The organism is Salmonella sp. SAL04213, from assembly GCF_046550535.1.
GTDB lineage: Bacteria > Pseudomonadota > Gammaproteobacteria > Enterobacterales > Enterobacteriaceae > Salmonella > Salmonella enterica.
Genome location: NZ_JBGDXS010000003.1, coordinates 372,667 through 396,966, shown reverse-complemented (window position 1 = coordinate 396,966; position 24,300 = coordinate 372,667). Strand labels below are relative to the sequence as shown.

Annotated in this window: 23 protein-coding genes; 11 read left to right on the top strand and 12 right to left on the bottom strand. The window is 53.3% G+C overall.

All coding sequences use genetic code 11. The annotated features are described in order from the left end of the window. Positions 1 to 26 precede the first annotated feature (26 nt). Positions 27 to 791 carry a pyruvate dehydrogenase complex transcriptional repressor PdhR gene (gene pdhR / locus ACLJPQ_RS11315; RefSeq protein ID WP_000331771.1) on the bottom strand — a complete coding sequence of 255 codons (765 nt, stop codon included), beginning with the start codon at positions 789 to 791 and terminating at the stop codon, positions 27 to 29. A 562-nt stretch (positions 792 to 1,353) separates the two neighbouring features. On the opposite strand from pdhR, the gene aroP reads away from it, so the two are divergent. The 3 genes from aroP to ACLJPQ_RS11300 all read left to right on the top strand — a co-directional run bounded on the left by aroP (position 1,354) and on the right by ACLJPQ_RS11300 (position 5,247). Continuing rightward, positions 1,354 to 2,727 carry an aromatic amino acid transporter AroP gene (gene aroP / locus ACLJPQ_RS11310; RefSeq protein ID WP_000969487.1) on the top strand — a complete coding sequence of 458 codons (1,374 nt, stop codon included), beginning with the start codon at positions 1,354 to 1,356 and terminating at the stop codon, positions 2,725 to 2,727. A 163-nt stretch (positions 2,728 to 2,890) separates the two neighbouring features. Further along, entirely contained in the window at positions 2,891 to 4,297 is a 1,407-nt protein-coding gene (locus ACLJPQ_RS11305; RefSeq protein WP_000357539.1) for a glycoside-pentoside-hexuronide (GPH):cation symporter, read from the top strand. Further along, complete coding sequence (locus tag ACLJPQ_RS11300; protein WP_076937524.1) at positions 4,297 to 5,247, top strand: family 43 glycosylhydrolase; 951 nt, start codon at positions 4,297 to 4,299, stop codon at positions 5,245 to 5,247. Before ACLJPQ_RS11305 ends, ACLJPQ_RS11300 begins: the two co-directional genes overlap by 1 nt. A 91-nt stretch (positions 5,248 to 5,338) precedes the next feature. On the opposite strand, the gene ampE is transcribed toward ACLJPQ_RS11300, so the two are convergent. Both ampE and ampD read right to left on the bottom strand, forming a co-directional pair. Further along, positions 5,339 to 6,193, bottom strand: coding sequence for a beta-lactamase regulator AmpE (ampE, locus tag ACLJPQ_RS11295; protein ID WP_000172039.1), 855 nt, complete (start codon positions 6,191 to 6,193; stop codon positions 5,339 to 5,341). Next, positions 6,190 to 6,753: a 1,6-anhydro-N-acetylmuramyl-L-alanine amidase AmpD gene (gene ampD, locus ACLJPQ_RS11290; RefSeq protein WP_000936326.1), complete on the bottom strand. Its 564-nt coding sequence runs from the start codon at positions 6,751 to 6,753 to the stop codon at positions 6,190 to 6,192. Before ampD ends, ampE begins: the two co-directional genes overlap by 4 nt. 87 nt (positions 6,754 to 6,840) lie before the next feature. Between ampD and nadC the strand changes: the two genes are divergently transcribed. From nadC to hofC, 4 genes are all read left to right on the top strand, one after another. Next, positions 6,841 to 7,734 (top strand): carboxylating nicotinate-nucleotide diphosphorylase, encoded by an 894-nt coding sequence (gene nadC / locus ACLJPQ_RS11285; RefSeq protein ID WP_001135136.1) that lies wholly within the window; start codon positions 6,841 to 6,843, stop codon positions 7,732 to 7,734. 221 nt (positions 7,735 to 7,955) lie between these two features. Beyond that, positions 7,956 to 8,393, top strand: coding sequence for a prepilin peptidase-dependent pilin (gene ppdD, locus ACLJPQ_RS11280; protein WP_000414989.1), 438 nt, complete (start codon positions 7,956 to 7,958; stop codon positions 8,391 to 8,393). Between the two features lie 9 nt (positions 8,394 to 8,402). Continuing rightward, positions 8,403 to 9,788, top strand: a complete 1,386-nt coding sequence (gene gspE, locus ACLJPQ_RS11275) for a type II secretion system protein GspE (protein WP_080184987.1) — start codon at positions 8,403 to 8,405, stop codon at positions 9,786 to 9,788. After that, a complete protein-coding gene (gene hofC / locus ACLJPQ_RS11270) occupies positions 9,778 to 10,980 on the top strand; it encodes a protein transport protein HofC (protein ID WP_076735326.1) in 1,203 nt (400 codons plus the stop codon). Before gspE ends, hofC begins: the two co-directional genes overlap by 11 nt. Positions 10,981 to 11,010: 30 nt before the next feature. Here hofC and ACLJPQ_RS11265 read toward each other — a convergent pair whose 3' ends face one another. Next, a complete protein-coding gene (locus ACLJPQ_RS11265) occupies positions 11,011 to 12,054 on the bottom strand; it encodes a GMP reductase (protein WP_001217365.1) in 1,044 nt (347 codons plus the stop codon). A 225-nt stretch (positions 12,055 to 12,279) separates the two neighbouring features. On the opposite strand from ACLJPQ_RS11265, the gene coaE reads away from it, so the two are divergent. From coaE to yacG, 3 genes are read left to right on the top strand one after another with little or no spacing between them, the layout of a single operon-like run. Continuing rightward, complete coding sequence (coaE, locus tag ACLJPQ_RS11260) at positions 12,280 to 12,900, top strand: dephospho-CoA kinase (RefSeq protein WP_079954552.1); 621 nt, start codon at positions 12,280 to 12,282, stop codon at positions 12,898 to 12,900. Next, the gene (gene zapD, locus ACLJPQ_RS11255) at positions 12,900 to 13,643 is read left to right on the top strand and encodes a cell division protein ZapD (RefSeq protein ID WP_410967604.1); all 744 of its coding nucleotides are present in this window, start codon (positions 12,900 to 12,902) and stop codon (positions 13,641 to 13,643) included. Before coaE ends, zapD begins: the two co-directional genes overlap by 1 nt. Before the next feature lie 9 nt (positions 13,644 to 13,652). Beyond that, on the top strand, positions 13,653 to 13,844 hold the full coding sequence (gene yacG, locus ACLJPQ_RS11250; RefSeq protein WP_001286419.1) for a DNA gyrase inhibitor YacG: 192 nt from the start codon (positions 13,653 to 13,655) through the stop codon (positions 13,842 to 13,844). Here the strand turns inward: yacG and ACLJPQ_RS11245 are convergent. Beyond that, positions 13,841 to 14,782, bottom strand: a complete 942-nt coding sequence (locus ACLJPQ_RS11245; RefSeq protein ID WP_001622534.1) for a LysR family transcriptional regulator — start codon at positions 14,780 to 14,782, stop codon at positions 13,841 to 13,843. The genes yacG and ACLJPQ_RS11245 overlap by 4 nt on opposite strands. Before the next feature lie 85 nt (positions 14,783 to 14,867). On the opposite strand from ACLJPQ_RS11245, the gene ACLJPQ_RS11240 reads away from it, so the two are divergent. Then, a complete protein-coding gene (locus tag ACLJPQ_RS11240; protein ID WP_001534422.1) occupies positions 14,868 to 15,857 on the top strand; it encodes an aldo/keto reductase in 990 nt (329 codons plus the stop codon). A 33-nt stretch (positions 15,858 to 15,890) separates the two neighbouring features. On the opposite strand, the gene mutT is transcribed toward ACLJPQ_RS11240, so the two are convergent. The 7 genes from mutT to ftsQ form a co-directional block, all read right to left on the bottom strand. Beyond that, entirely contained in the window at positions 15,891 to 16,286 is a 396-nt protein-coding gene (mutT, locus tag ACLJPQ_RS11235; RefSeq protein WP_000736059.1) for an 8-oxo-dGTP diphosphatase MutT, read from the bottom strand. Positions 16,287 to 16,437: 151 nt separating this feature from the next. After that, positions 16,438 to 19,143, bottom strand: coding sequence for a preprotein translocase subunit SecA (secA, locus tag ACLJPQ_RS11230; protein ID WP_000905756.1), 2,706 nt, complete (start codon positions 19,141 to 19,143; stop codon positions 16,438 to 16,440). A gap of 61 nt (positions 19,144 to 19,204) precedes the next feature. After that, positions 19,205 to 19,702, bottom strand: a complete 498-nt coding sequence (gene secM, locus ACLJPQ_RS11225) for a secA translation cis-regulator SecM (protein WP_000014336.1) — start codon at positions 19,700 to 19,702, stop codon at positions 19,205 to 19,207. Positions 19,703 to 19,980: 278 nt separating this feature from the next. Continuing rightward, a complete protein-coding gene (gene lpxC / locus ACLJPQ_RS11220) occupies positions 19,981 to 20,898 on the bottom strand; it encodes a UDP-3-O-acyl-N-acetylglucosamine deacetylase (RefSeq protein ID WP_000595487.1) in 918 nt (305 codons plus the stop codon). A 100-nt stretch (positions 20,899 to 20,998) separates the two neighbouring features. Then, positions 20,999 to 22,150: a cell division protein FtsZ gene (gene ftsZ, locus ACLJPQ_RS11215; protein WP_000462785.1), complete on the bottom strand. Its 1,152-nt coding sequence runs from the start codon at positions 22,148 to 22,150 to the stop codon at positions 20,999 to 21,001. Positions 22,151 to 22,210: 60 nt separating this feature from the next. Continuing rightward, positions 22,211 to 23,473, bottom strand: coding sequence for a cell division protein FtsA (ftsA, locus tag ACLJPQ_RS11210; protein WP_000588463.1), 1,263 nt, complete (start codon positions 23,471 to 23,473; stop codon positions 22,211 to 22,213). Beyond that, positions 23,470 to 24,300, bottom strand: a complete 831-nt coding sequence (ftsQ, locus tag ACLJPQ_RS11205) for a cell division protein FtsQ (RefSeq protein WP_080184988.1) — start codon at positions 24,298 to 24,300, stop codon at positions 23,470 to 23,472. Before ftsQ ends, ftsA begins: the two co-directional genes overlap by 4 nt.

Below are 24,300 nucleotides of genomic sequence, written 5' to 3'. Positions count from 1 at the left end.
TCTGGTTAACGTTCTGCCAGAAAAAACTAATTCTTGCGCTGTTCCAGGCGGCGTAAAGCGCGTTCACGACGGCTCTCCTCACGGCTTCTGTCCAGCATAATCTCTTCGATAAACGCCAGATGTCGGTGTGACGCTTCACGCGCTTCTTCTGGTTTTCCGGCCATAATGGCTTCAAATATACGGGTGCGATGCGTACTCACCAGCGGCAGCATCTCCCGACGCGCATACAGCAATTCGAAGTTCTGCCGCACGTTTTGCGCCAGCATCGGCTCCATACACCTTAGCAGATGAAGCAATACCACGTTGTGCGCCGCTTCGGTGACGGCGATTTGATACTGGAGCACGGCTTCGGACTCGGCATCCAGATCGCCGGACTCTTGCGCCAGCTCAATAGCATGGTGCAGCTCGCGAATACGGTCTTTATCTTCATCGGTGCTGCGCAGCGCCGCGTAATAAGCCGCAATGCCTTCCAGCGCATGGCGCGTTTCGAGCAGGTCAAACTGGGATTCAGGGTGATCGGAGAGCAGTTCCACCAGCGGGTCGCTAAAGCTCTGCCACAGGCTGCTCTGCACGAAGGTTCCGCCGCCCTGACGACGAAGCAACAATCCCTTCGCTTCGAGACGTTGAATCGCCTCGCGCAAGGAGGGACGGGAGACGTCGAACTGTTTTGCCAGTTCACGTTCCGGTGGGAGTTTTTCTCCGGGACGCAATGTTCCCTCAAGGATTAAAAACTCCAGCTGCTGCTCGATCACATCGGAGAGTTTTGGTTGGCGGATTTTGCTGTAGGCCATGATTTCCTGTCTTAAGCCATTTGCCCGGAGTCAATTGGTCTTACCAATTTCATGTCTGTGACGCTAAAGTAACAAAGTATTCACCTTCTGTCCATACAGGTTTTGATTGAAATCAGTAAAGGAGGCACATTTTAACAATTTTACAGAAATCATGTTTCAAAACTGTAACTGTGCACAAATGTTAAATTTACCCACCAGGAGGTAGATTTAACGTATTTGAAACGATAAAAAATCTCATCTGAACCGATTCAACAGTAGATTAAATGCATTTTTATGCATAAATAATGAATAAAAACAAATTAACATCTGTAAGGGAAAATAAAAGGAGGTATTTACAAGTGCTTTCTTTTTACGCAACTCGTCATCACCCCTGCACAAAGCAGGTGCATTCGCGGCCACATACCATTATTCTGATCAAGACGAAAGAGTTGAAGTGACATTTAAAAAAACGAATCTGTAAATAAATCAATACAAAAAGCGGAATTGCAAACTTACACACGCACTACTGCATCGTTCAAAATAAGCGCGTTATGAATAAACCGCGCCCGATACACGAGGTTTTATAATGGACAGTCAGCAGCACGGCGAGCAGCTCAAGCGCGGCCTGAAAAACCGCCATATTCAGCTTATCGCATTGGGCGGCGCGATAGGGACAGGCTTGTTCCTGGGAAGCGCCTCCGTTATTCAGTCGGCGGGGCCAGGAATTATCCTGGGCTATGCGATTGCAGGCTTTATTGCCTTTCTGATTATGCGCCAGCTGGGAGAGATGGTGGTTGAAGAACCGGTCGCCGGCTCTTTTAGCCACTTCGCCTATAAATACTGGGGCGGCTTTGCCGGATTCGCTTCCGGCTGGAACTACTGGGTGCTGTACGTATTAGTTGCCATGGCGGAACTGACCGCAGTGGGTAAATATATCCAGTTCTGGTATCCGGAGATCCCCACCTGGGCTTCTGCGGCAGCCTTCTTTGTGATTATCAACGCCATCAACCTGACCAACGTTAAAGTGTTCGGTGAGATGGAGTTTTGGTTCGCCATTATTAAAGTGATCGCCGTCATCGCTATGATTCTGTTCGGCGCGTGGTTACTCTTCAGCGATACCGCTGGTCCGCAGGCCACCGTGCGCAACCTGTGGGAACAGGGCGGCTTTCTGCCGCATGGCTGGACCGGGCTGGTGATGATGATGGCCATTATTATGTTTTCGTTCGGCGGACTGGAGCTGGTAGGGATCACCGCCGCTGAAGCCGATAACCCGGAACAGAGCATTCCCAAAGCTACCAATCAGGTTATCTATCGCATCCTGATTTTTTATATCGGCTCGCTGGCGGTTCTGCTTTCGCTGCTGCCATGGACTCGCGTCACCGCCGATACCAGCCCGTTTGTCCTTATCTTCCATGAGCTGGGCGATACGTTTGTCGCCAATGCGCTGAATATCGTGGTTCTCACCGCCGCGCTATCGGTTTATAACAGCTGCGTTTACTGCAACAGCCGTATGCTGTTCGGTCTGGCCCAGCAGGGAAATGCGCCGAAAGCGCTGCTGAACGTCGACAAACGCGGCGTGCCGGTGAGCTCCATTTTGGTTTCCGCCGTCGTGACTGCGTTGTGCGTGCTGCTCAACTACCTGGCCCCAGAGTCCGCATTCGGACTGCTGATGGCGCTGGTGGTCTCCGCGCTGGTCATTAACTGGGCGATGATTAGCCTTGCCCATATGATGTTCCGTCGCGCGAAACAGCAGCAGGGCGTGAAAACCCGCTTCCCGGCCCTGTTTTATCCGTTCGGCAACGTTCTCTGCCTGCTGTTTATGGCGGCGGTATTGATCATTATGCTGATGACGCCAGGTATGGCGATCTCCGTGTGGCTGATTCCGGTATGGCTGCTTATCCTGGGCGTCGGCTATCTGTGTAAAGAAAAAACGGCAAAAACGGTGAAAGCCCACTGATCGTGACGTTACTTTTCCGCCCTCCCCGTCCGGGGAGGGTGTTATCTGCCTCACAGTTTCCCACGTATAACCATTTTATCCATATCAGCGGCGTGATCCTGCTACGCAAAAAAAAGCTCGCAGGCGAATAATTACCGCCATCATCTGATGGGGAGAAGTCTCAATGGATAAGGGCAGACTTTCGGTAAGAGAGAAAATCGGGTATGGCATGGGTGACGCCGGATGTAACATTATTTTTGGCGCTATCATGCTGTTTGTTAATTACTTTTATACGGATATTTTTGGTCTTGCCCCGGCGTTAGTCGGTGTTTTACTCCTTTCAGTACGCGTTATCGATGCCGTTACCGATCCGGTGATGGGCGCGCTTGCCGATCGTACCCAAAGTAAATATGGTCGTTTCCGCCCCTGGCTACTGTGGATTGCATTTCCCTACGCGCTGTTCAGCGTGCTGATGTTCACGACGCCGGACTGGGGCTATAACAGCAAAGTTGTCTATGCTTTCGTCACCTATTTTCTGCTTTCTGTGACCTACACCGCCATCAATATTCCCTATTGCTCACTGGGCGGCGTGATCACCAATGATCCAAAAGAGCGCGTGGCCTGTCAGGCTTATCGCTTCGTGTTAGTCGGCATCGCGACGCTGTTGCTATCGTTAACGCTATTGCCGATGGTGGACTGGTTTGGCGGCGGCGACAAAGCCAAAGGCTATCAGTTGGCGATGACCGTGCTGGCGATTATCGGCATGGGTATGTTTCTGTTCTGCTTTGCCAGCGTCCGCGAACGCGTTCGCCCTGCCGTTCCGACGCACGATGATATGAAGAATGATTTCAAAGACGTGTGGAAAAACGATCAATGGGTACGCATTCTGCTATTGACCTTATGTAACGTCTGCCCGGGGTTTATCCGTATGGCGGCGACCATGTATTACGTCACCTGGGTGATGGGACAAAGCACCCATTTCGCTACGCTTTTTATTAGTCTTGGCGTGGTCGGTATGATGATCGGCAGTATGCTGGCAAAAGTCTTAACCGATCGCTGGTGTAAATTGAAGGTATTTTTCTGGACCAATATCGCGCTGGCGATTTTCTCCTGCGCGTTCTATTTCTTTGATCCGAAAGCTACCGTGATGATAGTGGCGCTCTACTTCCTGCTCAATATTCTGCATCAGATCCCTTCCCCGTTGCACTGGTCGCTGATGGCGGACGTCGATGATTACGGCGAATGGAAAACCGGCAAACGCATTACCGGTATTAGCTTCTCCGGTAATCTGTTCTTCCTGAAACTGGGCCTGGCGATTGCCGGGGCGATGGTCGGCTTTTTGCTCTCCTGGTACGGTTATGACGCCAGCGCCAAAGCGCAAAGCGCCTCGGCGATGAACGGTATTATGCTGTTGTTTACCGTTATCCCCGGCGTTGGATATCTGATTACCGCAGGCGTGGTACGTCTGCTGAAAGTTGACCGTGAACTGATGAAAAAAATCCAGGACGATTTGGAAAAACGTCGCACTAATTACCGCGAATTGAGTGAGTTGCAGGAGCTCAAAGCCGCTGAAAGCGTAAGGAAAGCCTGATGGCAAACTGGCCAAACCCGTTTATTGAACAACGTGCCGATCCGTTTATTTTACGCGACGGCAGCGATTACTACTTTATTGCCTCCGTACCGGAATATGACAGGCTGGAAATACGCCGGGCTGATTCGCTGGAAGGGTTGCGCGCCGCCGACCCCGTTGTCGTCTGGCGCAAACCGGAAAGCGGCCCTATGAGCCAGCTCATCTGGGCACCGGAACTTCATCATCTGGCGGACAAGTGGTACATCTATTTTGCCGCTACCCATACTCAAGCGCTTGATAAGCAGGGAATGTTCCAGCACCGCATGTTTGCCCTGGAGTGCGCCGATGCCGACCCACTCACCGGCAAGTGGACGGAGAAAGGCCAAATTAAAACGCCGTTTGATACCTTCGCCCTCGATGCCACCACTTTTTATCATCAGGGAAAGCAGTGGTATCTGTGGGCGCAAAAAGCGCCGGATATTGCCGGTAACTCAAATATTTATCTGGCTGAACTGGAAAATCCGTGGACGATTAAAGGCGAGCCGGTAAGACTCAGTAAGCCAGAGTACGACTGGGAATGCCGGGGTTTTTGGGTTAACGAAGGTCCGGCCGTCGTGGTGCATGGCGACAAGCTGTTTATCAGCTATTCGGCCAGCGCCACCGATGAAAACTACTGTATGGGGTTACTGTGGATTAACGTAAACGACGATCCGCGCGATCCGGCCAACTGGCATAAATCACCGCGCCCGGTCTTTACCACCAGCTATGAAAATCGCCAGTATGGGCCGGGACACAACAGCTTTACGCAAACGCCGGAAGGTGAAGATGTACTGGTGTACCACGCGAGAAATTACACCGAAATTGAAGGCGATCCGTTGTACGATCCCAACCGCCATACGCGTCTGAAACGGGTGCGCTGGGACGAAAACGGGATGCCTGATTTTGGCGTGCCGCCAGCCGATACGATCTAAGCCGTTGCACTGCCCGGTGGCGCTAACGCTTACCGGGCCTACAGGTTTTTCCATTGTAGGCCGCATAAGCGTTAGCGCCATCGGCACAACGCTACACTAATGCCCCATAAATGGTGAGCAACGCAATAATCACCACCACCACAAACGAGGCCTTCTTCGCCATCGATACCGCCGCTTTGGGGGTTTCTACTTTGTCAGTATGCGGTTCGCGCGCCAGTGAGAACTGCGCCAGACGTGTGAGCACCTGATACTGCGAAGTATGCAGATCCGCCAGCGAGGCAAACCAGGCCGGCAACGCTTTCTCGCCATGCCCCAGTAATGCATACACTACGCCCGCCAGACGTACCGGAATCCAGTCCAGCACATGAAGAATAGCGTCAATGCCGGATTGCAAACGTTGGTGCGGCGTCTGATAGCGCGCCAGCCAGGTCTGCCAGGCCCGTAAAAACGCATAGCCCACCAGCGTTACCGGCCCCCATGGACCGCCAACGATAAACCAAAATAGCGGTGCGAGGTAAAAACGGAAATTTATCCATAACAACGCATTTTGCAGCTCACGCAAAAATTCACGCTCATTACAATCCGGCGGCACGCCGTGAATCAGCGTAAGCTCGCTGGCCATCGCCTCGCAAGGATGCGGATCGTTACGGGACGCCGCTTTCAGCCAGGCGTGATAATGTACTCGCACTTTGCCCGCGCCGATACACAGCACGCCCAGGAGAATCCACACCACCAGTGTCGGCACGTTAAATAGCAGCCCTTTTAACGCCTGGAGCAGTAGAAAAGTCACCACCATCGCGATCGCCGTCATTCCCATCGTGCGCAACATCGAAAAATGCGTAATCCGACGGAATAGCGCCTCCAGCCGATGATCGAGCTGCCAGTGCTCGCCCAGCTTAAACAGGCGCTCGACAATCAGCACCAGTAATGTCGTAAACAGCGTCATGTCATCTCCTTGTGCGACGAGAGGGCTACCAAAGCGCGAAAGCGCGGCCAGTCAAAGGCAGGGCCAGGGTCCGTTTTGCGGTCAGGCGCAATGTTGCAGTGTCCGGTCATATTGTCGGCGATCGCCGGATAGCAAGCGATAAGCGTGCGCGTCACGGCGGCTAGCTGCTGATACTGCGCATCGGTATAAGCCAGCGTATCCGTCCCCTCCAGCTCAATACCAATGGAGAAATCATTACAACGTTCCCGCCCCTGATAGTTTGACACGCCCGCATGCCACGCACGCTTATCAAAAGGCACATACTGGACGATTTCACCGTCGCGACGAATCAGACAATGGGCCGAAACACGAAGATGAGCGATTTCTGCAAAAAAAGGATGGGCGTCTGGATCTATCGTTCCGGTGAATAATGCATCGATCCACGGACCGCCAAACTCGCCGGGGGGCAGGCTAATATTATGCACCACCAGCAAGGACGGTTTTTCGTCATCCGGACGGCAATCATAATGCGGAGAAGGGACGCGTCGCGCCTCTACCAACCAACCCTTATCTGGCAACATGCGGAGTCTCCTTTTGAGTGGTGCTTATAGCTGCTTCAGAGTAGCATGTTTCTACCTTATGATTCGTTAGCAATTTGGAGTTTTATCATGCCGCCTCGCCGTTATAACCCAGACGACCGACGTGACGCGCTACTGGAACGCATTAATCTCGATATCCCTGCCGCCGTTGCTCAGGCGCTGCGTGAAGATTTAGGTGGAGAAGTCGATGCTGGCAACGATATCACCGCGCAACTTTTGCCGGCAGATACGCAAGCCCATGCCACGGTGATCACTCGTGAAGACGGCGTTTTCTGCGGCAAGCGCTGGGTTGAAGAGGTCTTCATCCAACTGGCGGGCGATGATGTGCGCCTCACCTGGCATGTCGATGACGGCGACGCCATTCACGCCAACCAAACAGTGTTTGAACTGAACGGCCCGGCTCGCGTATTGCTGACCGGCGAGCGCACGGCGCTAAACTTTGTCCAGACCCTTTCCGGCGTCGCCAGTGAAGTACGCCGCTACGTTGGACTGCTGGCTGGCACCCAAACCCAGTTGCTCGACACGCGTAAAACGCTGCCTGGTCTGCGCACCGCGCTCAAATATGCGGTTTTATGCGGCGGCGGCGCCAATCATCGCCTGGGCCTCACTGACGCGTTCCTGATTAAAGAAAACCATATTATCGCCTCCGGTTCAGTTCGTCAGGCGGTGGAAAAAGCGTTCTGGCTACATCCGGACGTGCCGGTAGAAGTCGAGGTCGAAAATCTGGATGAACTGGACGATGCGCTGAAAGCAGGCGCGGATATTATCATGCTGGATAATTTCAACACCGACCAGATGCGCGAGGCGGTGAAACGCGTCAACGGCCAGGCGCGGCTGGAAGTATCCGGCAACGTCACCGCGGAAACCTTACGCGAATTTGCTGAAACCGGGGTGGATTTCATCTCCGTTGGCGCGCTGACCAAGCACGTACGCGCGCTCGATCTCTCCATGCGTTTTCGCTGATCCTCTCCACCCGATGGCGCTGCGCCGTCGGGTCTATAAATCACCTGTCCGTAGATCCGCGTCGTGATTCGGTAAAATATTCGTAGCGCCTCGCAATAACGTTGCCGTGTCATGTAACGCAGCAAAAATCTTCAGAATCCGCCTTCCCGTTTTACCTTTTGCCGCTCGCCCGCTCTTCCCGCGTTTGCCACAGTAGCGCCAGCTAACTCAAGGAGCGAACAATGGAAAAACAACGCGGTTTCACGCTTATCGAATTGATGGTCGTTATTGGCATCATCGCCATTTTAAGCGCCATTGGTATTCCGGCTTACCAGAACTATCTGCGTAAAGCGGCGCTGACGGATATGTTGCAAACGTTTGTCCCCTACCGTACCGCCGTCGAACTCTGCGCTCTGGAACATGGTGGGACAAGCACATGCGATGCGGGCGTCAACGGTATCCCCTCGCCCGTCATCACCCGTTATGTTTCGGGCATGAGCGTGGAAAAAGGCGTCATCACGCTTACCGGCCAGGAGAGTCTGAGCGGGCTTAGCGTCATCATGACGCCCGCCTGGGACAATGCTAACGGCATTACCGGCTGGACGCGTAACTGCAATATTCAAAGCGACAGCGCGTTACAACAGGCTTGTGAAGATGTCTTCCGTTTTGACGCCAACTAAGGAGACAAGATGAAAGACGCTCAGCTCAACACCTTGTGTCAACGTCATCAGGCTGTACTGATCAATACCGCCAGCAACAGTATCACTGTTGCGGTGGTCGACGCGCCCTCTCATGCGTTACTGGACGCTCTGCATTTCGCCACGCAAAAACAGATTGATATTGTGTGCTGGACTCGCCAGCAAATGGAAAATCATCGGCATAAGCCGGATCAGGCTCCCTCGGCAAACGCCGCGAAAGGTGGAGAAACCGCGGCCCAGCTTCTCAATCAGACATTACGCTCGGCGATGGCGAAACGCGCCTCTGATATCCATCTCGAACCAGGCGCCAGCCGCTACCGAATAAGACTCCGCATCGACGGCGTTCTTCATATTCTGCAGGACATCGCCAAAGAGACGGGGCTTGCGCTGACGGCCAGATTGAAAGTCCTGGGAAATTTGGACATCGCTGAACATCGGCTGCCGCAGGACGGGCAATTTACCGTTGACCTGTCGGGAGACAGCATCTCTTTTCGTATCGCCACGCTTCCCTGTAAAGAAGGCGAAAAAGTCGTCTTACGGTTGTTGCATCAGGTTGAACAAACGCTGGATCTGGACACGCTGGGCATGTACGGGGCACAACTTACCGCTTTTAGACAAGCCCTACAGCAACCTCAGGGGCTGGTACTGGTGACTGGCCCCACCGGTAGCGGAAAAACGGTCACGCTATACAGCGCGCTACAAACCCGGAATACGCCGGGTATCAACCTCTGTAGCGTTGAGGATCCGATAGAAATTCCACTGGATGGGATTAACCAGACGCAGGTCCATCCCCGCGTCGGGCTCACCTTTCAAAATGTGCTGCGCGCGCTTTTACGCCAGGACCCTGACATCATCATGGTAGGTGAAATTCGTGACGGCGACACCGCAGAAATCGCCATTAAGGCGGCACAAACGGGCCATCTGGTACTTTCAACGCTCCATACAAACTCCACCAGCGAAACCCTGATACGTTTGCAGCAAATGGGCGTAGCACGCTGGATGATCTCATCGGCGCTTACGCTGGTGGTAGCGCAACGCCTGGTAAGGAGGCTTTGCCCGCACTGCAAACAGCGTCTGAGCGATCCCGTGGTGCTATCGCCCAATCTTTGGCCCAGCGCGCTACCGCGCTGGCAGGCAAGCGGCTGTCAGCATTGCTACCACGGCTTTTATGGCCGAACCGCGTTATTCGAAGTGTTAACCGTTACCCCGGCATTACGTCAGTTAATTGCGAGCGGCGCATCGGCGCAAGCACTGGAAGCCCACCTCCAACAGACCGGTACAGGGACGCTTTTTGAAAATGGCTGTCGCGCCGTTGAGCAAGGCATGACGTCCTTTGAAGAGATACTGCGCGTTCTGGGAATGCCCCATGAGCGTTAAACAGCTCTGGCGCTGGCAAGGCGTTAACGATAAAGGTCAACTGGAACAAGACGTTGTATGGGCGGACAATCGTCTGGCGCTGATCATCACCCTGCAACATCAGCGCATTATGCCGCTTCGCATCAAGCGCATGGGCGTTAACGCCGCACTGTGGAAAGAAGAGCAAAGCGCTGAAATTATTCATCAGTTGGCCACGCTCATTCATGCCGGGCTGACGCTTTCTGAAGGGCTGGAACTCCTTGCGAAACAGCATCCACACCGACAATGGCAAGCGCTGTTGCGCACGCTGGCTCACGAGCTTGAACAGGGCGTCCCTTTTTCCAGCGCATTAGTCTCCTGGCCGCAGGTATTTCCGCCGCTCTACCAGACGATGATCCGCACCGGAGAACTGACCGGCAAACTGGCCGACTGCTGCTTTGAACTGGCCCGTCAGCAAAAAGCGCAACGGCAGATTACGGTTAGCGTAAAAAAGGCGCTACGCTATCCCGCCATTATTCTGACAATGGCCGCCCTGGTCGTTTTCGCCATGCTGCACTTTGTTCTGCCGGAATTTGCCGCCATTTACCGTAGCTTCAATACCCCGCTCCCTCTTCTGACGCGCGGTATTATCGCGATAGCGCAATGGGGGGCGGCATGGGGTTGGCTCATCTTGTTCCTGACGATGCTCATTGCTATCGCTCACCGCAGGGTAAAACAAAAGCCGTCCTGGCAAGCGCAGCGGCAGCGTCTTCTGCTACGGCTTCCCGTTATGGGTCGCCTGATAAGAGGCCAGAAACTAGCGCAAATATTCACCGTACTGGCATTGACCCAAAGCGCAGGCATTCCTTTTCTTCAGGGACTGGAAAGCGCTATCGAGAGTCTCGGCTGCCCTTACTGGTCACAGCGTTTAACGCAGGTACATCAGGAGATCGCCGCAGGCAATCCGGTCTGGTTGGCGCTAAAAAATACCCAGGAATTTAGTCCGCTATGCCTGCAACTGGTCAGAACGGGCGAAGCGTCCGGTTCACTCGATATCATGCTGCATAACCTTGCCCGTCACCACAGTGAAACTACGCTGGCGCTGGCCGATAATCTGGCGTCGCTGTTGGAACCGGCGTTATTGATCATCACCGGTTTAATTATCGGTACGCTGGTGGTGGCGATGTATTTGCCGATTTTTCATCTGGGAGACGCGATGAGCGGGATGGGATAAGGCTGGCGCACATTTACGCCAGCCAGAATATTAGAGGCTATTGAAAATGCGGTTTTCTTGTTCCTGCACCCGAATAAAGGTGGTGCGTTTGGTCAACTCTTTCAGGCGAGACGCGCCGACATAAGTGCAGGCTGAGCGTAGACCGCCCAGGATATCGCGGGCAGTATTGCCCACCGGCCCACGCAGCGGCAATTTAACCGTTTTACCTTCTGCCGCGCGGTATTTCGCAACGCCGCCGACATGACGGTTCATCGCAGATTCCGAACTCATGCCGTAGAACAGCATAAATTTCTCGCCGTTCTCTTCTACCACGCTGCCGCCGCTCTCTTCGTGACCCGCCAGCATGCCGCCCAACATAACGAAATCCGCGCCGCCGCCGAAGGCTTTTGCTACGTCGCCTGGCATGGTGCAGCCGCCATCGCTGACGATCATGCCGCCCAGGCCATGCGCCGCGTCAGCACATTCGATAACCGCCGACAGTTGCGGATAACCAACGCCAGTTTTTACACGCGTCGTGCATACGGAGCCGGGACCAATTCCCACTTTCACGATATCGGCGCCGGAGAGGATAAGCTCTTCGCACATCTCGCCCGTTACCACATTGCCTGCGCAGATTGTTTTTGTCGGCCATGCTTCACGTGCTTTCGCGACGAACTGCACAAAATGTTCTGAATAGCCATTGGCCACATCAATACAGACAAAGTTCAGCGCAGGATTCAGCGCCAGAATCTGCACGGTTTTTTCGAAATCAGCATCAGAGGTCCCGGTGGAAACCATCACATGCTTCAGAACATCAGCCGAAGCCGTGTTGATAAAAGCTGCCCACTCTTCAACGGTATAATGTTTATGTACAGCAGTCAGAATATCAAACCCGGCCAATGCTTGCGCCATTTCAAACGTCCCGACGGTATCCATATTGGCCGCGATAATCGGTACGCCAGACCAGGTCTGACCTGAGTGTTTAAAGGTGAATTGACGTTCCAGTTCGACATCGGAACGGCTTTTGAGGGTAGAACGTTTAGGACGGATAAGAACGTCTTTGAAACCTAACTTCAGATCTTCTTCAATACGCATGTGCGGATTCCTGGGGTTAATGGCGAAAAATCGAAACTCACAACTCCAGTGACGCTATCATACGCACTAATCATGGCCGTACAAGACTGCGAAATTCTCTTTTTTTACGTTACAATCCCATAAATTTACCTGGCGAATAGTAGGTTAATGCTCAGAGCGCATCGTCTTTGTATGTTTAAAATTTAACCTTTTGATTATCAAACTAAAATTCCGGAAGCTGGAGATATGAGGTATACCGTAGCCTTAACCGGCGGTATTGGCAGCGGTAAAAGTACCGTCGCTGATGCCTTCGCTGACCTCGGAATAACCGTCATCGACGCGGATATTATCGCGCGCCAGATGGTTGAGCCAGGGCAGCCCGCCCTGAACGCAATAGCGGAACATTTTGGTTCTGAACTTATCGCCGCCAACGGCACGTTACGTCGCCGGGCGCTGCGTGAGCGTATTTTTTCGCATCCGGAAGAAAAAGCCTGGCTTAACGCTCTGCTTCATCCCTTAATTCAGCAGGAAACCCAACGACAGTTTCAACAGGCTACGTCGCCCTATGTGTTATGGGTTGTGCCTCTGCTGGTTGAAAACAGGCTGTATCAAAAAGCCAACCGCGTACTGGTGGTTGACGTGACGCCCGAAACGCAGCTCATACGCACAATGCAGCGTGATGATGTTACGCGCGAGCATGTTGAACACATTCTCGCTGCGCAGGCGACGCGTGAAGCGCGCCTTGCCGTGGCGGACGATGTTATTGATAATAACGGCGCACCGGATGCTATCGCATCAGATGTGGCCCGCCTGCACGCCAGTTATCTTAAGCTCGCGTCGCAGTTTGTCTCACAGGAAAAACCGTAATGCACACCCAGGTCCTATTTGAACACCCTCTCAATGAGAAGATGCGTACGTGGCTGCGCATAGAGTTTTTGATCCAACAGCTCTCCATCAACCTGCCAATTGCAGACCATGCTGGCGCACTGCATTTTTTCCGTAACATCAGCGATCTACTGGATGTGTTCGAACGGGGCGAAGTCCGTACCGAACTGCTGAAAGAACTGGAGCGCCAGCAGCGTAAATTACAGGCCTGGGTTGAGGTTCCCGGCGTCGATCAAGACCGTATTGAAGCCCTGCGCCAGCAGTTAAAATCCGCGGGCAGCGTGCTAATCTCCGCCCCGAGGATTGGCCAGCAGCTACGCGAAGATCGCTTGATTGCCCTTGTGCGTCAACGCCTAAGTATTCCTGGCGGCTATTGCAGTTTCGATTTACCCACTCTGCATATCTGGTTGCACCTACAACAGGCGCAGCGCGACGCCCAGATTGAAAGCTGGCTTGCCAGCCTGAATCCCCTCACCCAGGCGCTGACTTTGGTGCTTGATCTGATCCGTAATTCAGCGCCTTTCCGTAAGCAAACCAGCCTGAACGGTTTTTATCAGGATAACGGGGACGACGCCGATTTGCTGCGTCTTATGCTGACGCTCGATTCACAACTTTATCCGCAAATTTCCGGCCATAAGAGCCGTTTTGCCATTCGCTTTATGCCGCTGGATAGTGAAAATGGTCTGGTGCCGGAGCGTCTTGATTTTGAACTGGCCTGTTGCTAAGGAGTAAAAATGTCTGACGTGACCGTCGTAAACTGTCCGACCTGCGGTAAACCGGTCGTCTGGGGGGAAATTAGCCCCTTCCGCCCATTTTGTTCTAAACGCTGCCAGTTAATTGATTTGGGCGAATGGGCCGCCGAAGAGAAACGAATCGCCAGCAGCGGCGATCAGTCTGATAGCGACGACTGGAGCGAAGAGCGCTAACAGTGATGGCTCTGTTGAGATGGCAATATCGCCTTATGACAAAAATAATCAATAAATACGCGTAGTTTTGGCGCCATATGCGCGCGGCCGGGATAATACAAATAAAACCGGTCCGCCGCAGGCAGCCACTCCTCAAGCACGGAACACAACCGCCCATCCTGTAAGTCTTCGTGGACATCCTGTTCAAAAACATAGGTTAGCCCTGCCCCATCACGCGCGGCGGAGAGACGCAACGCTTTATCATTCACCATTAACGCGGCTTCCGGCGTAATTTCCAGCCGTTGCGCTCCATGAACAAACTCCCACCGATATAGCCCGCTCTCACGCGTAAAACGATGGCAAAGGCAGCGGTGATTGATGAGTTCCTGAGGATGCAGCGGCGTGCCAAAACGCGCAAGGTATGCAGGGGATGCTACGATCGCCGGGCGTAAAACATCACCGAGCGGAACGACATTCATATCAAGTTGTACCGCATCGCCAAAGCGAATACCGGCATCAAAGCGTTCGTTAATTAAATCCACAAAACCGTCATTCACGTCGATATCCAGCCGAATATCGGGATAATCGCGCATGAAACCGGCGAGATTAGGTTGTAACAAAAGCGTAGCCGCCGTGCGCGGTACGGTCAGGCGTAATGTCCCTCCGGGTATATCGCGGCTCTGGCGAGCATGTTCCATCGCCTCATCAATATGGTTCAATGCGGGCCTGATACTGGCAAGAAAGGCATGTCCTGCTTCTGTCAAACCGACACGCCGGGTGGTTCGGTTCAACAATTTTACGCCAAGTTCATCCTCCAGTTGACGCATATTCTGACTTAACGCCGACGTGGAAATATGTAACTGCGCCGCTGCCCGCGTGAAGCTATGGTTTTCAGCAATCATGCAAAAAGCATGCAATATGGACATCACATCATGACGCATTATTAAGCCAGCCTTCATAAACCATGCTTATTCCCCCTATTTTTCATCTTATACGCCAGGTATAGACTGCCTGCCATGCACAAAATATCCTCATGGAGGCAGTATGCAATATCGTACATTAGGCGCAAACGGACCGCGAGTGTCAGCCATCGGACTGGGATGTATGGGCATGAGCGCATTTTACGGCGCTCATGACGACAGCACCTCAATTAAGACGCTACATTATGCGTTAGATCAGGGGGTAACACTGCTCGATACCGCAGATATGTATGGCCCTTATACCAATGAAAGGTTAGTCGGAAGAGCCATCGCCGATCGTCGCGATCGGGTATTTTTAGCGACGAAATTTGGTATCGTTCTCGACCCTGCTAACCCTATGGCGCGTGGCGTCAATGGCAGACCGGAGTACGTTCGCCGTAGTTGTGAGCAAAGTCTGCAACGCCTGGGGGTCGATCATATCGATCTGTACTACCAACATCGCGTTGATCCATCAGTCCCCATAGAAGAGACTGTCGGTGCAATGGCGGACCTGGTGCGCGAGGGAAAAGTGCGTTATCTCGGGCTATCCGAAGCATCAACGCAAACGCTGGAACGCGCCCATCACGTTCACCCTATTACCGCGCTGCAAAGTGAGTATTCGCTTTGGTCCCGCGAAGCGGAAATTTCAGCACTTTCCACCTGTGAACGGTTGGGTATAGGATTCGTCGCTTACAGCCCGCTGGGACGCGGATTTCTGACCGGTACGATTAAAACGCCAGAAGATTTTGCTGCGAATGACTTCCGTCGCACAAATCCCAGGTTCATGGGTGAGAACTTCTCGCGCAATTTACGTCTGGCTGAAGCAATAAAACAAATGGCACGCGAAAAAGAGTGTACCCCCGCACAATTAGCGCTGGCCTGGCTGCTGGCCCGCAACAGGCACATCGTTCCCATTCCCGGCACCCGCCACTGCGCCAGGGTGGATGAAAACCTCGGCGCGTTATCACTGACCCTCAGCCCGCAGGAGCTGGCGGCAATTGAGGCGGTTTTTCCTCACGACGCCGCGGCCGGCCCCCGCTACTGGCCGGAAATTATGTCGACATTAAATCGCTAATAAGATCGATGGGGATCGTGTTGCGATCCCCCACTAAGACGCAAATTGGCGTAATTTACGAATAATCGGTTCATTGGCCGGCGGAAAATCTTCCGTATTCAACGCGTTCTGCGCGATCCACCGTCCCGGCTGTCCTTCTTTCCCCCACGGTTCGCCCTCCCAGCGTTCAACCAGCCAAAACCACAGCGTAATGTGTCTATCCGGGAATTGATATTCCAGAGTGTCGAATAATGTCACCTGTGTTGGCGTAATCCCCACCTCTTCCTGTAGCTCCCGGATCAACGCCTGCTCTGGTGTTTCGTCGGCTTCAATTTTTCCGCCGGGAAATTCCAGCTTGTTCGCCATATGCGCATCAGCGGCGCGTCGGGTAATAAAAATTTCGTCGTTCGGGTTGCGGATAATCCCAACCGCGATTTGCAGTTTTTTCATCTTGTTGCATCCATAAAAAAGGCGCAGTCGCCTGCGCCTTTTTATCTGTGTTCAATGCCAGGCCGAATAAGCGTAGCGCCCTTCGGCAATAATGCCAGCACCGACCTGATGGCAACACATTATGTCTTATCAGGCCGGTAAGTTTATCGCATTAGCTCAGGCGACCGTGACACTGTTTGTATTTCTTACCGGAACCACAAGGGCAAGGATCGTTACGTCCAATCTTACGTTCGCCGGTTTGGGCGGCCAGATCGGCAGCCACAGCGGCATCGTCATCCTGATGGCTTAGCTGCTGCATCTGCGCCAGGCGCTCCGCCTCTTCGCGACGCTGCATTTCCATCGCTTCGACCTCTTCAGGCATACGTACCTGGACTTTGCTCAGGGTACTGATCACTTCATATTTCAGCGATTCCAGCATCGCGGCGAACATAGCGAAGGATTCGCGCTTGTATTCCTGCTTCGGATCTTTTTGCGCATAGCCGCGCAGATGAATACCCTGACGCAGGTAATCCATCGCCGCCAGGTGCTCTTTCCACAGGGAATCGAGCGTTTGCAGCATCACGCCTTTTTCGAAATGACGCATCATTTCAGCGCCAACCACCTCTTCTTTACGCTGATACACCTCGATGGACTGCGCCAGGATGCGCTCACGCAGCGTCTCCTCATGCAGCTCCGGCTCTTTATCCAGCCATTCGGCAATCGGCATCTCCAGGTCGAAGTCGTTTTTCAGGCGTTCCTGCAAACCCGGGATATCCCACATCTCTTCCAGCGACTGCGGCGGAATGTAGGCGTCGATAGTCGCCTTAAAGACATCTTCGCGAATGCTGTTAATGGTGTCGCTCACGTCAGACACATCCAGCAGTTCGTTACGCTGGGTATAAATTGCACGGCGCTGATCGTTCGCCACATCATCATATTCCAGCAGTTGCTTACGAATATCGAAGTTACGGCTTTCTACTTTACGCTGCGCGTTAGCGATAGCTTTCGTCACCCACGGGTGCTCAATCGCTTCGCCCGGCTTCATCCCCAGTTTACGCATCATACCGGAGACACGATCGGAGGCGAAAATACGCATCAGCGCATCTTCCATCGACAGGTAGAAACGGGAAGAACCCGGATCGCCCTGGCGACCGGAACGGCCACGCAGCTGGTTGTCGATACGGCGGGATTCATGGCGCTCGGTGCCAATGATATGCAGGCCGCCGGCAGCCAGAACCGCGTCATGGCGTACCTGCCAGTCCGCTTTAATCTGCGCAATCTGTTCTTCCGTCGGCGCTTCCAGCGCAGCGACTTCCGCCTGCCAGCTACCGCCCAGCATAATATCGGTACCACGACCCGCCATGTTGGTAGCGATAGTGACCGCCGCTGGATAACCAGCCTGCGCAACGATGCCTGCTTCGTTGGCGTGGAATTTTGCGTTCAGTACGTTATGTTTGATGCCCGCTTTGGTCAGCTCTCTGGAGACCACTTCAGATTTCTCGATAGAAATCGTCCCGACCAGCACTGGCTGACCGTTCGCGGTACGCTCTTTAATATCTTCGATAATGGCCTGGATTTTTTCCGCTTCGGTCATGTAGACCAGATCCGGCAAATCTTTACGGATCATCGGACGGTTGGTCGGAACAACGACGGTGTCCAGCTTATAGATAGAACTAAATTCGAAGGCTTCAGTATCCGCCGTACCGGTCATACCGGCCAGCTTTTCATACAGACGGAAGTAGTTCTGGAAGGTAATAGACGCCAGCGTCTGGTTTTCATTCTGAATTTCAACGCCTTCTTTCGCTTCTACCGCCTGGTGCAGACCGTCAGACCAGCGACGCCCCTGCATGGTACGACCGGTATGTTCATCAACAATGATGACTTCGCCGTCTTTCACAATGTAATCCACGTCACGGGTAAACAGCGCGTGCGCGCGCAGCGCGGCGGTGACGTGATGCATCAGCATAATATTGCCAGGCGAGTAGAGCGACTCGCCTTCATCCATAATGCCTTCTTGCACCAGTAGCTCTTCAATCAGCACCAGACCGCGTTCGGTCAGGTTAACCTGGCGCGCTTTCTCATCAACGGAGAAGTGGCCTTCGCCCTGGAAAGTGTCAGAATCTTCTTTCTCCTGACGAATCAGGTGCGGAATGATTTTGTTCACTTTTTTGTACATTTCCGAGCTATCTTCCGCCGGGCCGGAAATAATTAGCGGGGTACGCGCTTCATCGATCAGGATGGAGTCGACCTCATCCACCAGCGCATAATGCAGTTTACGCTGCACGCGCTCTTCCGGGCTGAACGCCATGTTGTCGCGCAGGTAGTCAAAACCGTATTCGTTGTTAGTGCCGTAAGTGATGTCGGCAGCGTAAGCTTCACGTTTGGCGGGCGCAGGCATACCTGGCAGGTTGATACCAACGGACATACCGAGGAATTCGAATAGCGGACGGTTGTTTTCGGCGTCACGCTGCGCCAGATAGTCGTTCACGGTTACCACATGAACGCCTTTGCCGGACAGCGCGTTCAGGTAGGCTGGCAGGGTTGCGGTCAGCGTCTTACCTTCACCAGTACGCATTTCGGCGATACAACGATCGTTGAGCACCATACCACCCAATAGCTGAACGTCGAAGTGACGCATCCCAAAGACGCGTTTACTGGCTTCACGCACCACCGCGAACGCTTCCGGAATCAGGCTCTCTACGCTTTCGCCTTTTTCAATACGGGCGCGAAATTCGTTGGTTTTCGCTTTCAGTTCGTCATCGGAGAGTTTTTCCATCTCCGGTTCCATCGCATTAATAAGGCTGACGGCCTTACGCATACGACGCAGCGTACGATCGTTACGGCTACCGAATACTTTGGTTAATAATTTGATTAGCATAATAAAGTCTCAAATGCCCCGCGCCGCGGAGCTACAAATAAAGTAAAAGGGTCTTTTTTCGTTAGCTGAGACGTTGCGGACCGGCGCGGATACCCTGCGCCTGACTTATCCAGGCCGGGATGCTAAATGCGGTTTGTGGCGCAAAATACGCCAGGGAGAGGCGGCGAACAATCGCCGGCGGCGTGCCCTCCTGCGTGAGCATCGCGCTGAGCGTATTCAGTAAGGCGATATGATGCGCCTGTAATGGCGACGGCGCGTCGGCAACGGGCAGCGTTTGCGGCGCCATTGCAAAAGAAAGGTGGCGAATCACCGTGCGAATAGCGTGCTGATGCCAGTAATCTACGGTGAAATTGGGACGACGGTTAGAGGCTTCTAACAGCGCAAGATGGCTAAAGTTAACTTTAGACGCGGTGCTGGCGGTCGTCCTTGCAGGCGTATTGGTTTCAGCGGCGTTACTGAGCGCGGGCAAACCAAAACTCGCCGCGACCATCCCTAATAAGAGATGCGGCCAGAAGTATCGTCTGCCTAACTGTCGCCAGCGCGTCAGTATTCCACTCACGTCATTGCCACCTGATATGCCCCTCATGGGCTTACGGAATCAAAACAATTTGCGCACAAATCTTATCATTAAAGCGTACGCGCTACAGCAGTAATGACGAGAAGCTAAGGTGAAAATCGGCTAAGAAAACAGCGAACGCGCCGTGTTTCCATTTAACCCTGTCAAAATGGCTGTATTAAGGAAAGCGCAGATAAAGGATAGTAAAAAAAACGACTGGCTCGCCTGGCCGGAGAGAGTGCCAGGTTAACCAGTCGAATTTTATACGACAGCGTATGTCGTTATGCCAGTACCGTCGAAGGCGCTTTGAAAGCCAACGGCAGTTCTGCGTCGTCCTGGAAGGTCACAAATTCCCAGGCTTCCTGTTTTGCCAGGACTGCCTGTAACAATTTGTTATTCAATGCGTGACCGGATTTATACGCGGTAAACGCACCAATAATATTGTGACCACACATGAACAAGTCACCGATCGCGTCGAGCATTTTGTGACGAACGAATTCATCTTCAAAACGCAGGCCGTCTTCGTTCAATACGCGATAATCGTCAACAACGATGGCACAATCGAAGCTGCCGCCCAGGCACAGGCCGCGGGACTGCAGATATTCGATATCACGCATAAAACCGAAGGTACGCGCACGGCTGATCTGGCGCATGAACGCATCCGCAGAGAAGTTCATCGCGTAGCGCTGGCTGCTGGAATCGATCGCCGGATGGTTAAAGTCGATGGTGAAATCCAACGTAAAACCATTGTACGGTCTGAATTCAGCCCATTTATCGCCATCTTCAACCCGAACAGTCTCTTTGATGCGTACGAATTTTTTGGCGCAGTTCAGTTCATCAATACCGGCATCAAGCAGCAGGTAGACAAACGGAGCGGCACTGCCATCCATGATCGGGATTTCCGGGGCATTAACCTCAATAACGATGTTATCGATACCTAAGCCCGCCAGAGCAGCGTTCAGGTGCTCAACGGTTGAAATCCGTACATCATGCTCATTCACCAGACACGTACAGAGCATGGTATCACGCACAGATTTGGCATCGGCCGGGAAATCTACCGGTGGATTCAAGTCGGTGCGACGATAGATGACCCCGGTATTGGCCGGCGCAGGGCGTAATGTCAGGGTGACTTTTTTGCCGGTGTGTAAACCGACGCCAGTCGCCTGAACGATACGTTTAAGTGTCCTTTGTTTGATCATCGTATAATCTCGCCAAATTACCTATCCAACCGAAGTGTACTATACATTCGGCGGGCCAGTTTAGCACAAAGAGCCCAGAATCCCAAATTCCAGCTAATTCTTAATCAGCTTGCTTACGCAGGAATGCGGGGATATCCAGATAATCCGGCTCTTTCGCCGCCTGTGGTGTATTGTCGTTAACCACTTTCGCGACCGTTTTTTGCTCCTGCGTCAGCGGCGCCATACCGTGCTGCTGATAACGATCCAACACCGGCTGCTGCACCTGTTTATTGGTGACCAGAGTGATTTCCGGACGTTTGTCCATACCAATTCCAGTGGCAACAACGGTCACGCGCAGTTCGTCGTTCATATCCGGGTCCAGAGAGGTACCGATAACCACGGTGGCGTTATCCGACGCAAACGCGCGAATGGTGTTACCGACGGTTTCAAACTCGTCCAGACGCAGGTCGAAGCCCGCCGTAATGTTGACCAACACGCCGCGCGCGCCGGACAGGTCGATATCTTCCAGCAGCGGAGAAGAAATAGCCATTTCAGCCGCTTCTTCCGCACGGTCTTCACCGCTCGCCACGCCGGAGCCCATCATTGCGTAGCCCATTTCAGACATCACGGTACGCACGTCAGCAAAGTCGACGTTCATCAGGCCCGGGCGGGTGATCAGCTCTGCGATACCCTGAACCGCGCCTTTCAGCACGTCGTTAGCCGCGCCGAACGCGTCGAGCAGGGAGATACCACGGCCCAGCACTTTCAGCAGCTTGTCGTTCGGGATGGTGATCAACGAGTCCACATGCTTGGACAGCTCGGTGATACCCTGCTCCGCAAATGCCATGCGCTTTTTGCCTTCAAAATTGAAAGGCTTAGTCACCACGGCAACGGTCAGAATACCTAAATCTTTTGCCACTTCAGCAACCACTGGCGCCGCGCCGGTTCCGGTACCGCCGCCCATGCCTGCCGCGATAAATACCATGTCTGCGCCTTCAAGCGCCGCACGCAGCGCTTCACGGTCTTCGTCCGCCGCGTTACGACCGACTTCCGGGTTAGCGCCAGCGCCCAGACCTTTGGTAATGCCGCTACCAATTTGAATAGTCTGGCCAACCGCCGTTTTACGCAACGCCTGAGCGTCGGTATTCACCGCGAAGAATTCAACACCTTCGATGCGCTCGCGCACCATGTGTTCAACAGCGTTACCGCCGCCACCACCGACGCCGATGACTTTAATCACCGCGTCGTTGGTTAGTTCCATAGGTTCAAACATAATCTCTCTCCGTCATGTGCCTGTCGCCTGAGGCCGTAATATCTGGCGGCCTCATAAAAATTAAAACTCTTTTCGCAGCCAGCTATTAAGTCGCTTGATCCACGAGCCAACTGATGCCGTAACACGTTTTTCCACTTCTGCTTCACCGTTTAAGTGGGACTCTTTCCCGTAGTGAAGCAAGCCCACCGCCGTTGAGTAATACGGCTCCTGGGCATAATCCGTCAGACCGGTGATATTCAGCGGCGCGCCGATACGCACCTGCGTATGAAACACGCGCTGAGCGCAAGCAGCAAGCCCTTCGATTTGCGCCGCGCCGCCGGTTAACACAATCCCCGCCGCCAGGTGATGTTTTACCCCTTGTTGGCGAAGCTGTTCCTGTAATTGCAATATCTCTTCGTTGACCAGATTGAGCAGCTCGGTGTAACGCGGCTCAATCACTTCCGCCAGCGTCTGACGTTGCAGGCTGCGCGGCGGACGCCCGCCTACGCTCGGTACTTCAACGCTCTCGTCTTTACCGACGATGGAACCCAGCGCGCAACCGTGGCGGACTTTAATGGCTTCAGCATCGCTCGGCGGCGTACCAAAGGCATAAGCGATATCGCTGGTCACCACGTTCCCCGCGTAAGGGATCACTTTGGTATGACGCAGCGCGCCGCCAGTATAAACGGCGATATCCATTGTACCACCGCCGATATCCACGACACAGACGCCCAGTTCACGTTCATCTTCCGTTAACACGGAATAACTGGCCGCCAGTCCGGCAAATATCAGTTGGTCAACTTTCAGACCACAACGTTCAACAGCTTTGACAATGTTTTTTGCCATATCGTTGTGGCAGGTAATCAAATGTACTTTCGCCTGCATACGCACGCCGGAAAGACCGACCGGATTTTTAATGCCTTCCTGGTAGTCAATGGCGTACTCCTGAGGAATCACATGCAGCACGCGATGTTCATCGCGCACGCGCACTGACTTCGCAGTATGCACGACGTTTTCCACATCTTCTTGCGTCACTTCCTCTTCGGAAATGGGCACCATACCAATTTCATTCTGACAGCTAATATGTTTGCCGGAAAGCGCCAGATATACCGAGGAGATCTGGCAATCGGCCATCAATTCCGCCTGGTCAATGGCGCGCTGAACGCATTTCACCACTGACTCAAGGTCATTCACCCCGCCTTTATCCATACCCCGCGATGGGCAACTGCCCACGCCAATGATATTGACCATACCGTCGGGCAGAACTTCCCCTACTAAAGCGGCAACCTTCGCGGTGCCAATCTCCAGTCCTACTACCAGTTTTCTGTCCGTCGCCTTGATCATTGTTGTTCTGCCTGTGCCTGATTCTGTTGCTGATTAGATTCCTCAGGGGGGAGCGGCGCCCAGCCAACTGCCGCACCTGAGTCATAACGCAAATCAACGTAGCTAATCCGTTTGCCATCGGTTTGCGCCTGCTGCTGTAAAACCGGATAGAGTTCTACAAAGCGAGCCAACCTTTTCATCGTATCGCCCCTGCCGAGATTGAGCTTAATGCCGTTATTAAGCGTCAATTGCCAGGAGCGACGTGCGGTCATCGCCGCTTCCTTTAGAGTGAATTTATCCTTAGCCAGCACCTGCCCCATCTCGCGGTATCCCTGCAACACTTCACTCGCGCTGCCTTCCGGGCCATACAACATGGGTAAAACCTGTTTGCCGATGCGGTCTGACGGCACGCTGAAGGTGTTCCCTTCAGCATCGACCATATGTTGATCATTCCAACGCGCAATCGGCACATATTCAACCAGATGAATCTTCAATTCATCAGGCCACTGTTTTCTGACGCTGGCCTGTTTAATCCACGGCAAACGCTCAATCTGGCTCTGGATAATGTTCACATCCTGCGTCATGAAGGTTCCCGGCGCGCCCAGAGCCAGTATCGCCTGACGGATATCATCGTTACGCGTGTAGTGACGCTCGCCGGTTAATACCAACTTTGATAACGGTAAACGCTGCGCATCTTCCATCCACCCTAACACGACCCACCCGCTAACAAACACGGTGCACAGTACCGTCAGCAGGAATAAAATTCCTGCAAGACGCGTTCCATTATTGCGGCGTGAAGAAGGCGTCTCTTCATCACTGCTTCGCGTGTTCAGCGCAGCCTGCGACAT

What these genes read in the sequence shown, in the direction of transcription:
- pdhR (WP_000331771.1), bottom strand. Translation starts at nt 791, where the DNA reads ATGGCCTACAGCAAAATCCGCCAACCAAAACTCTCCGATGTGATCGAG.
- ACLJPQ_RS11305 (WP_000357539.1), top strand. Translation starts at nt 2,891, where the DNA reads ATGGATAAGGGCAGACTTTCGGTAAGAGAGAAAATCGGGTATGGCATG.
- ACLJPQ_RS11300 (WP_076937524.1), top strand. Translation starts at nt 4,297, where the DNA reads ATGGCAAACTGGCCAAACCCGTTTATTGAACAACGTGCCGATCCGTTT.
- ampE (WP_000172039.1), bottom strand. Translation starts at nt 6,193, where the DNA reads ATGACGCTGTTTACGACATTACTGGTGCTGATTGTCGAGCGCCTGTTT.
- ampD (WP_000936326.1), bottom strand. Translation starts at nt 6,753, where the DNA reads ATGTTGCCAGATAAGGGTTGGTTGGTAGAGGCGCGACGCGTCCCTTCT.
- nadC (WP_001135136.1), top strand. Translation starts at nt 6,841, where the DNA reads ATGCCGCCTCGCCGTTATAACCCAGACGACCGACGTGACGCGCTACTG.
- ppdD (WP_000414989.1), top strand. Translation starts at nt 7,956, where the DNA reads ATGGAAAAACAACGCGGTTTCACGCTTATCGAATTGATGGTCGTTATT.
- gspE (WP_080184987.1), top strand. Translation starts at nt 8,403, where the DNA reads ATGAAAGACGCTCAGCTCAACACCTTGTGTCAACGTCATCAGGCTGTA.
- hofC (WP_076735326.1), top strand. Translation starts at nt 9,778, where the DNA reads ATGAGCGTTAAACAGCTCTGGCGCTGGCAAGGCGTTAACGATAAAGGT.
- ACLJPQ_RS11265 (WP_001217365.1), bottom strand. Translation starts at nt 12,054, where the DNA reads ATGCGTATTGAAGAAGATCTGAAGTTAGGTTTCAAAGACGTTCTTATC.
- coaE (WP_079954552.1), top strand. Translation starts at nt 12,280, where the DNA reads ATGAGGTATACCGTAGCCTTAACCGGCGGTATTGGCAGCGGTAAAAGT.
- zapD (WP_410967604.1), top strand. Translation starts at nt 12,900, where the DNA reads ATGCACACCCAGGTCCTATTTGAACACCCTCTCAATGAGAAGATGCGT.
- yacG (WP_001286419.1), top strand. Translation starts at nt 13,653, where the DNA reads ATGTCTGACGTGACCGTCGTAAACTGTCCGACCTGCGGTAAACCGGTC.
- ACLJPQ_RS11245 (WP_001622534.1), bottom strand. Translation starts at nt 14,782, where the DNA reads ATGAAGGCTGGCTTAATAATGCGTCATGATGTGATGTCCATATTGCAT.
- ACLJPQ_RS11240 (WP_001534422.1), top strand. Translation starts at nt 14,868, where the DNA reads ATGCAATATCGTACATTAGGCGCAAACGGACCGCGAGTGTCAGCCATC.
- mutT (WP_000736059.1), bottom strand. Translation starts at nt 16,286, where the DNA reads ATGAAAAAACTGCAAATCGCGGTTGGGATTATCCGCAACCCGAACGAC.
- secA (WP_000905756.1), bottom strand. Translation starts at nt 19,143, where the DNA reads ATGCTAATCAAATTATTAACCAAAGTATTCGGTAGCCGTAACGATCGT.
- lpxC (WP_000595487.1), bottom strand. Translation starts at nt 20,898, where the DNA reads ATGATCAAACAAAGGACACTTAAACGTATCGTTCAGGCGACTGGCGTC.
- ftsZ (WP_000462785.1), bottom strand. Translation starts at nt 22,150, where the DNA reads ATGTTTGAACCTATGGAACTAACCAACGACGCGGTGATTAAAGTCATC.
- ftsA (WP_000588463.1), bottom strand. Translation starts at nt 23,473, where the DNA reads ATGATCAAGGCGACGGACAGAAAACTGGTAGTAGGACTGGAGATTGGC.
- ftsQ (WP_080184988.1), bottom strand. Translation starts at nt 24,300, where the DNA reads ATGTCGCAGGCTGCGCTGAACACGCGAAGCAGTGATGAAGAGACGCCT.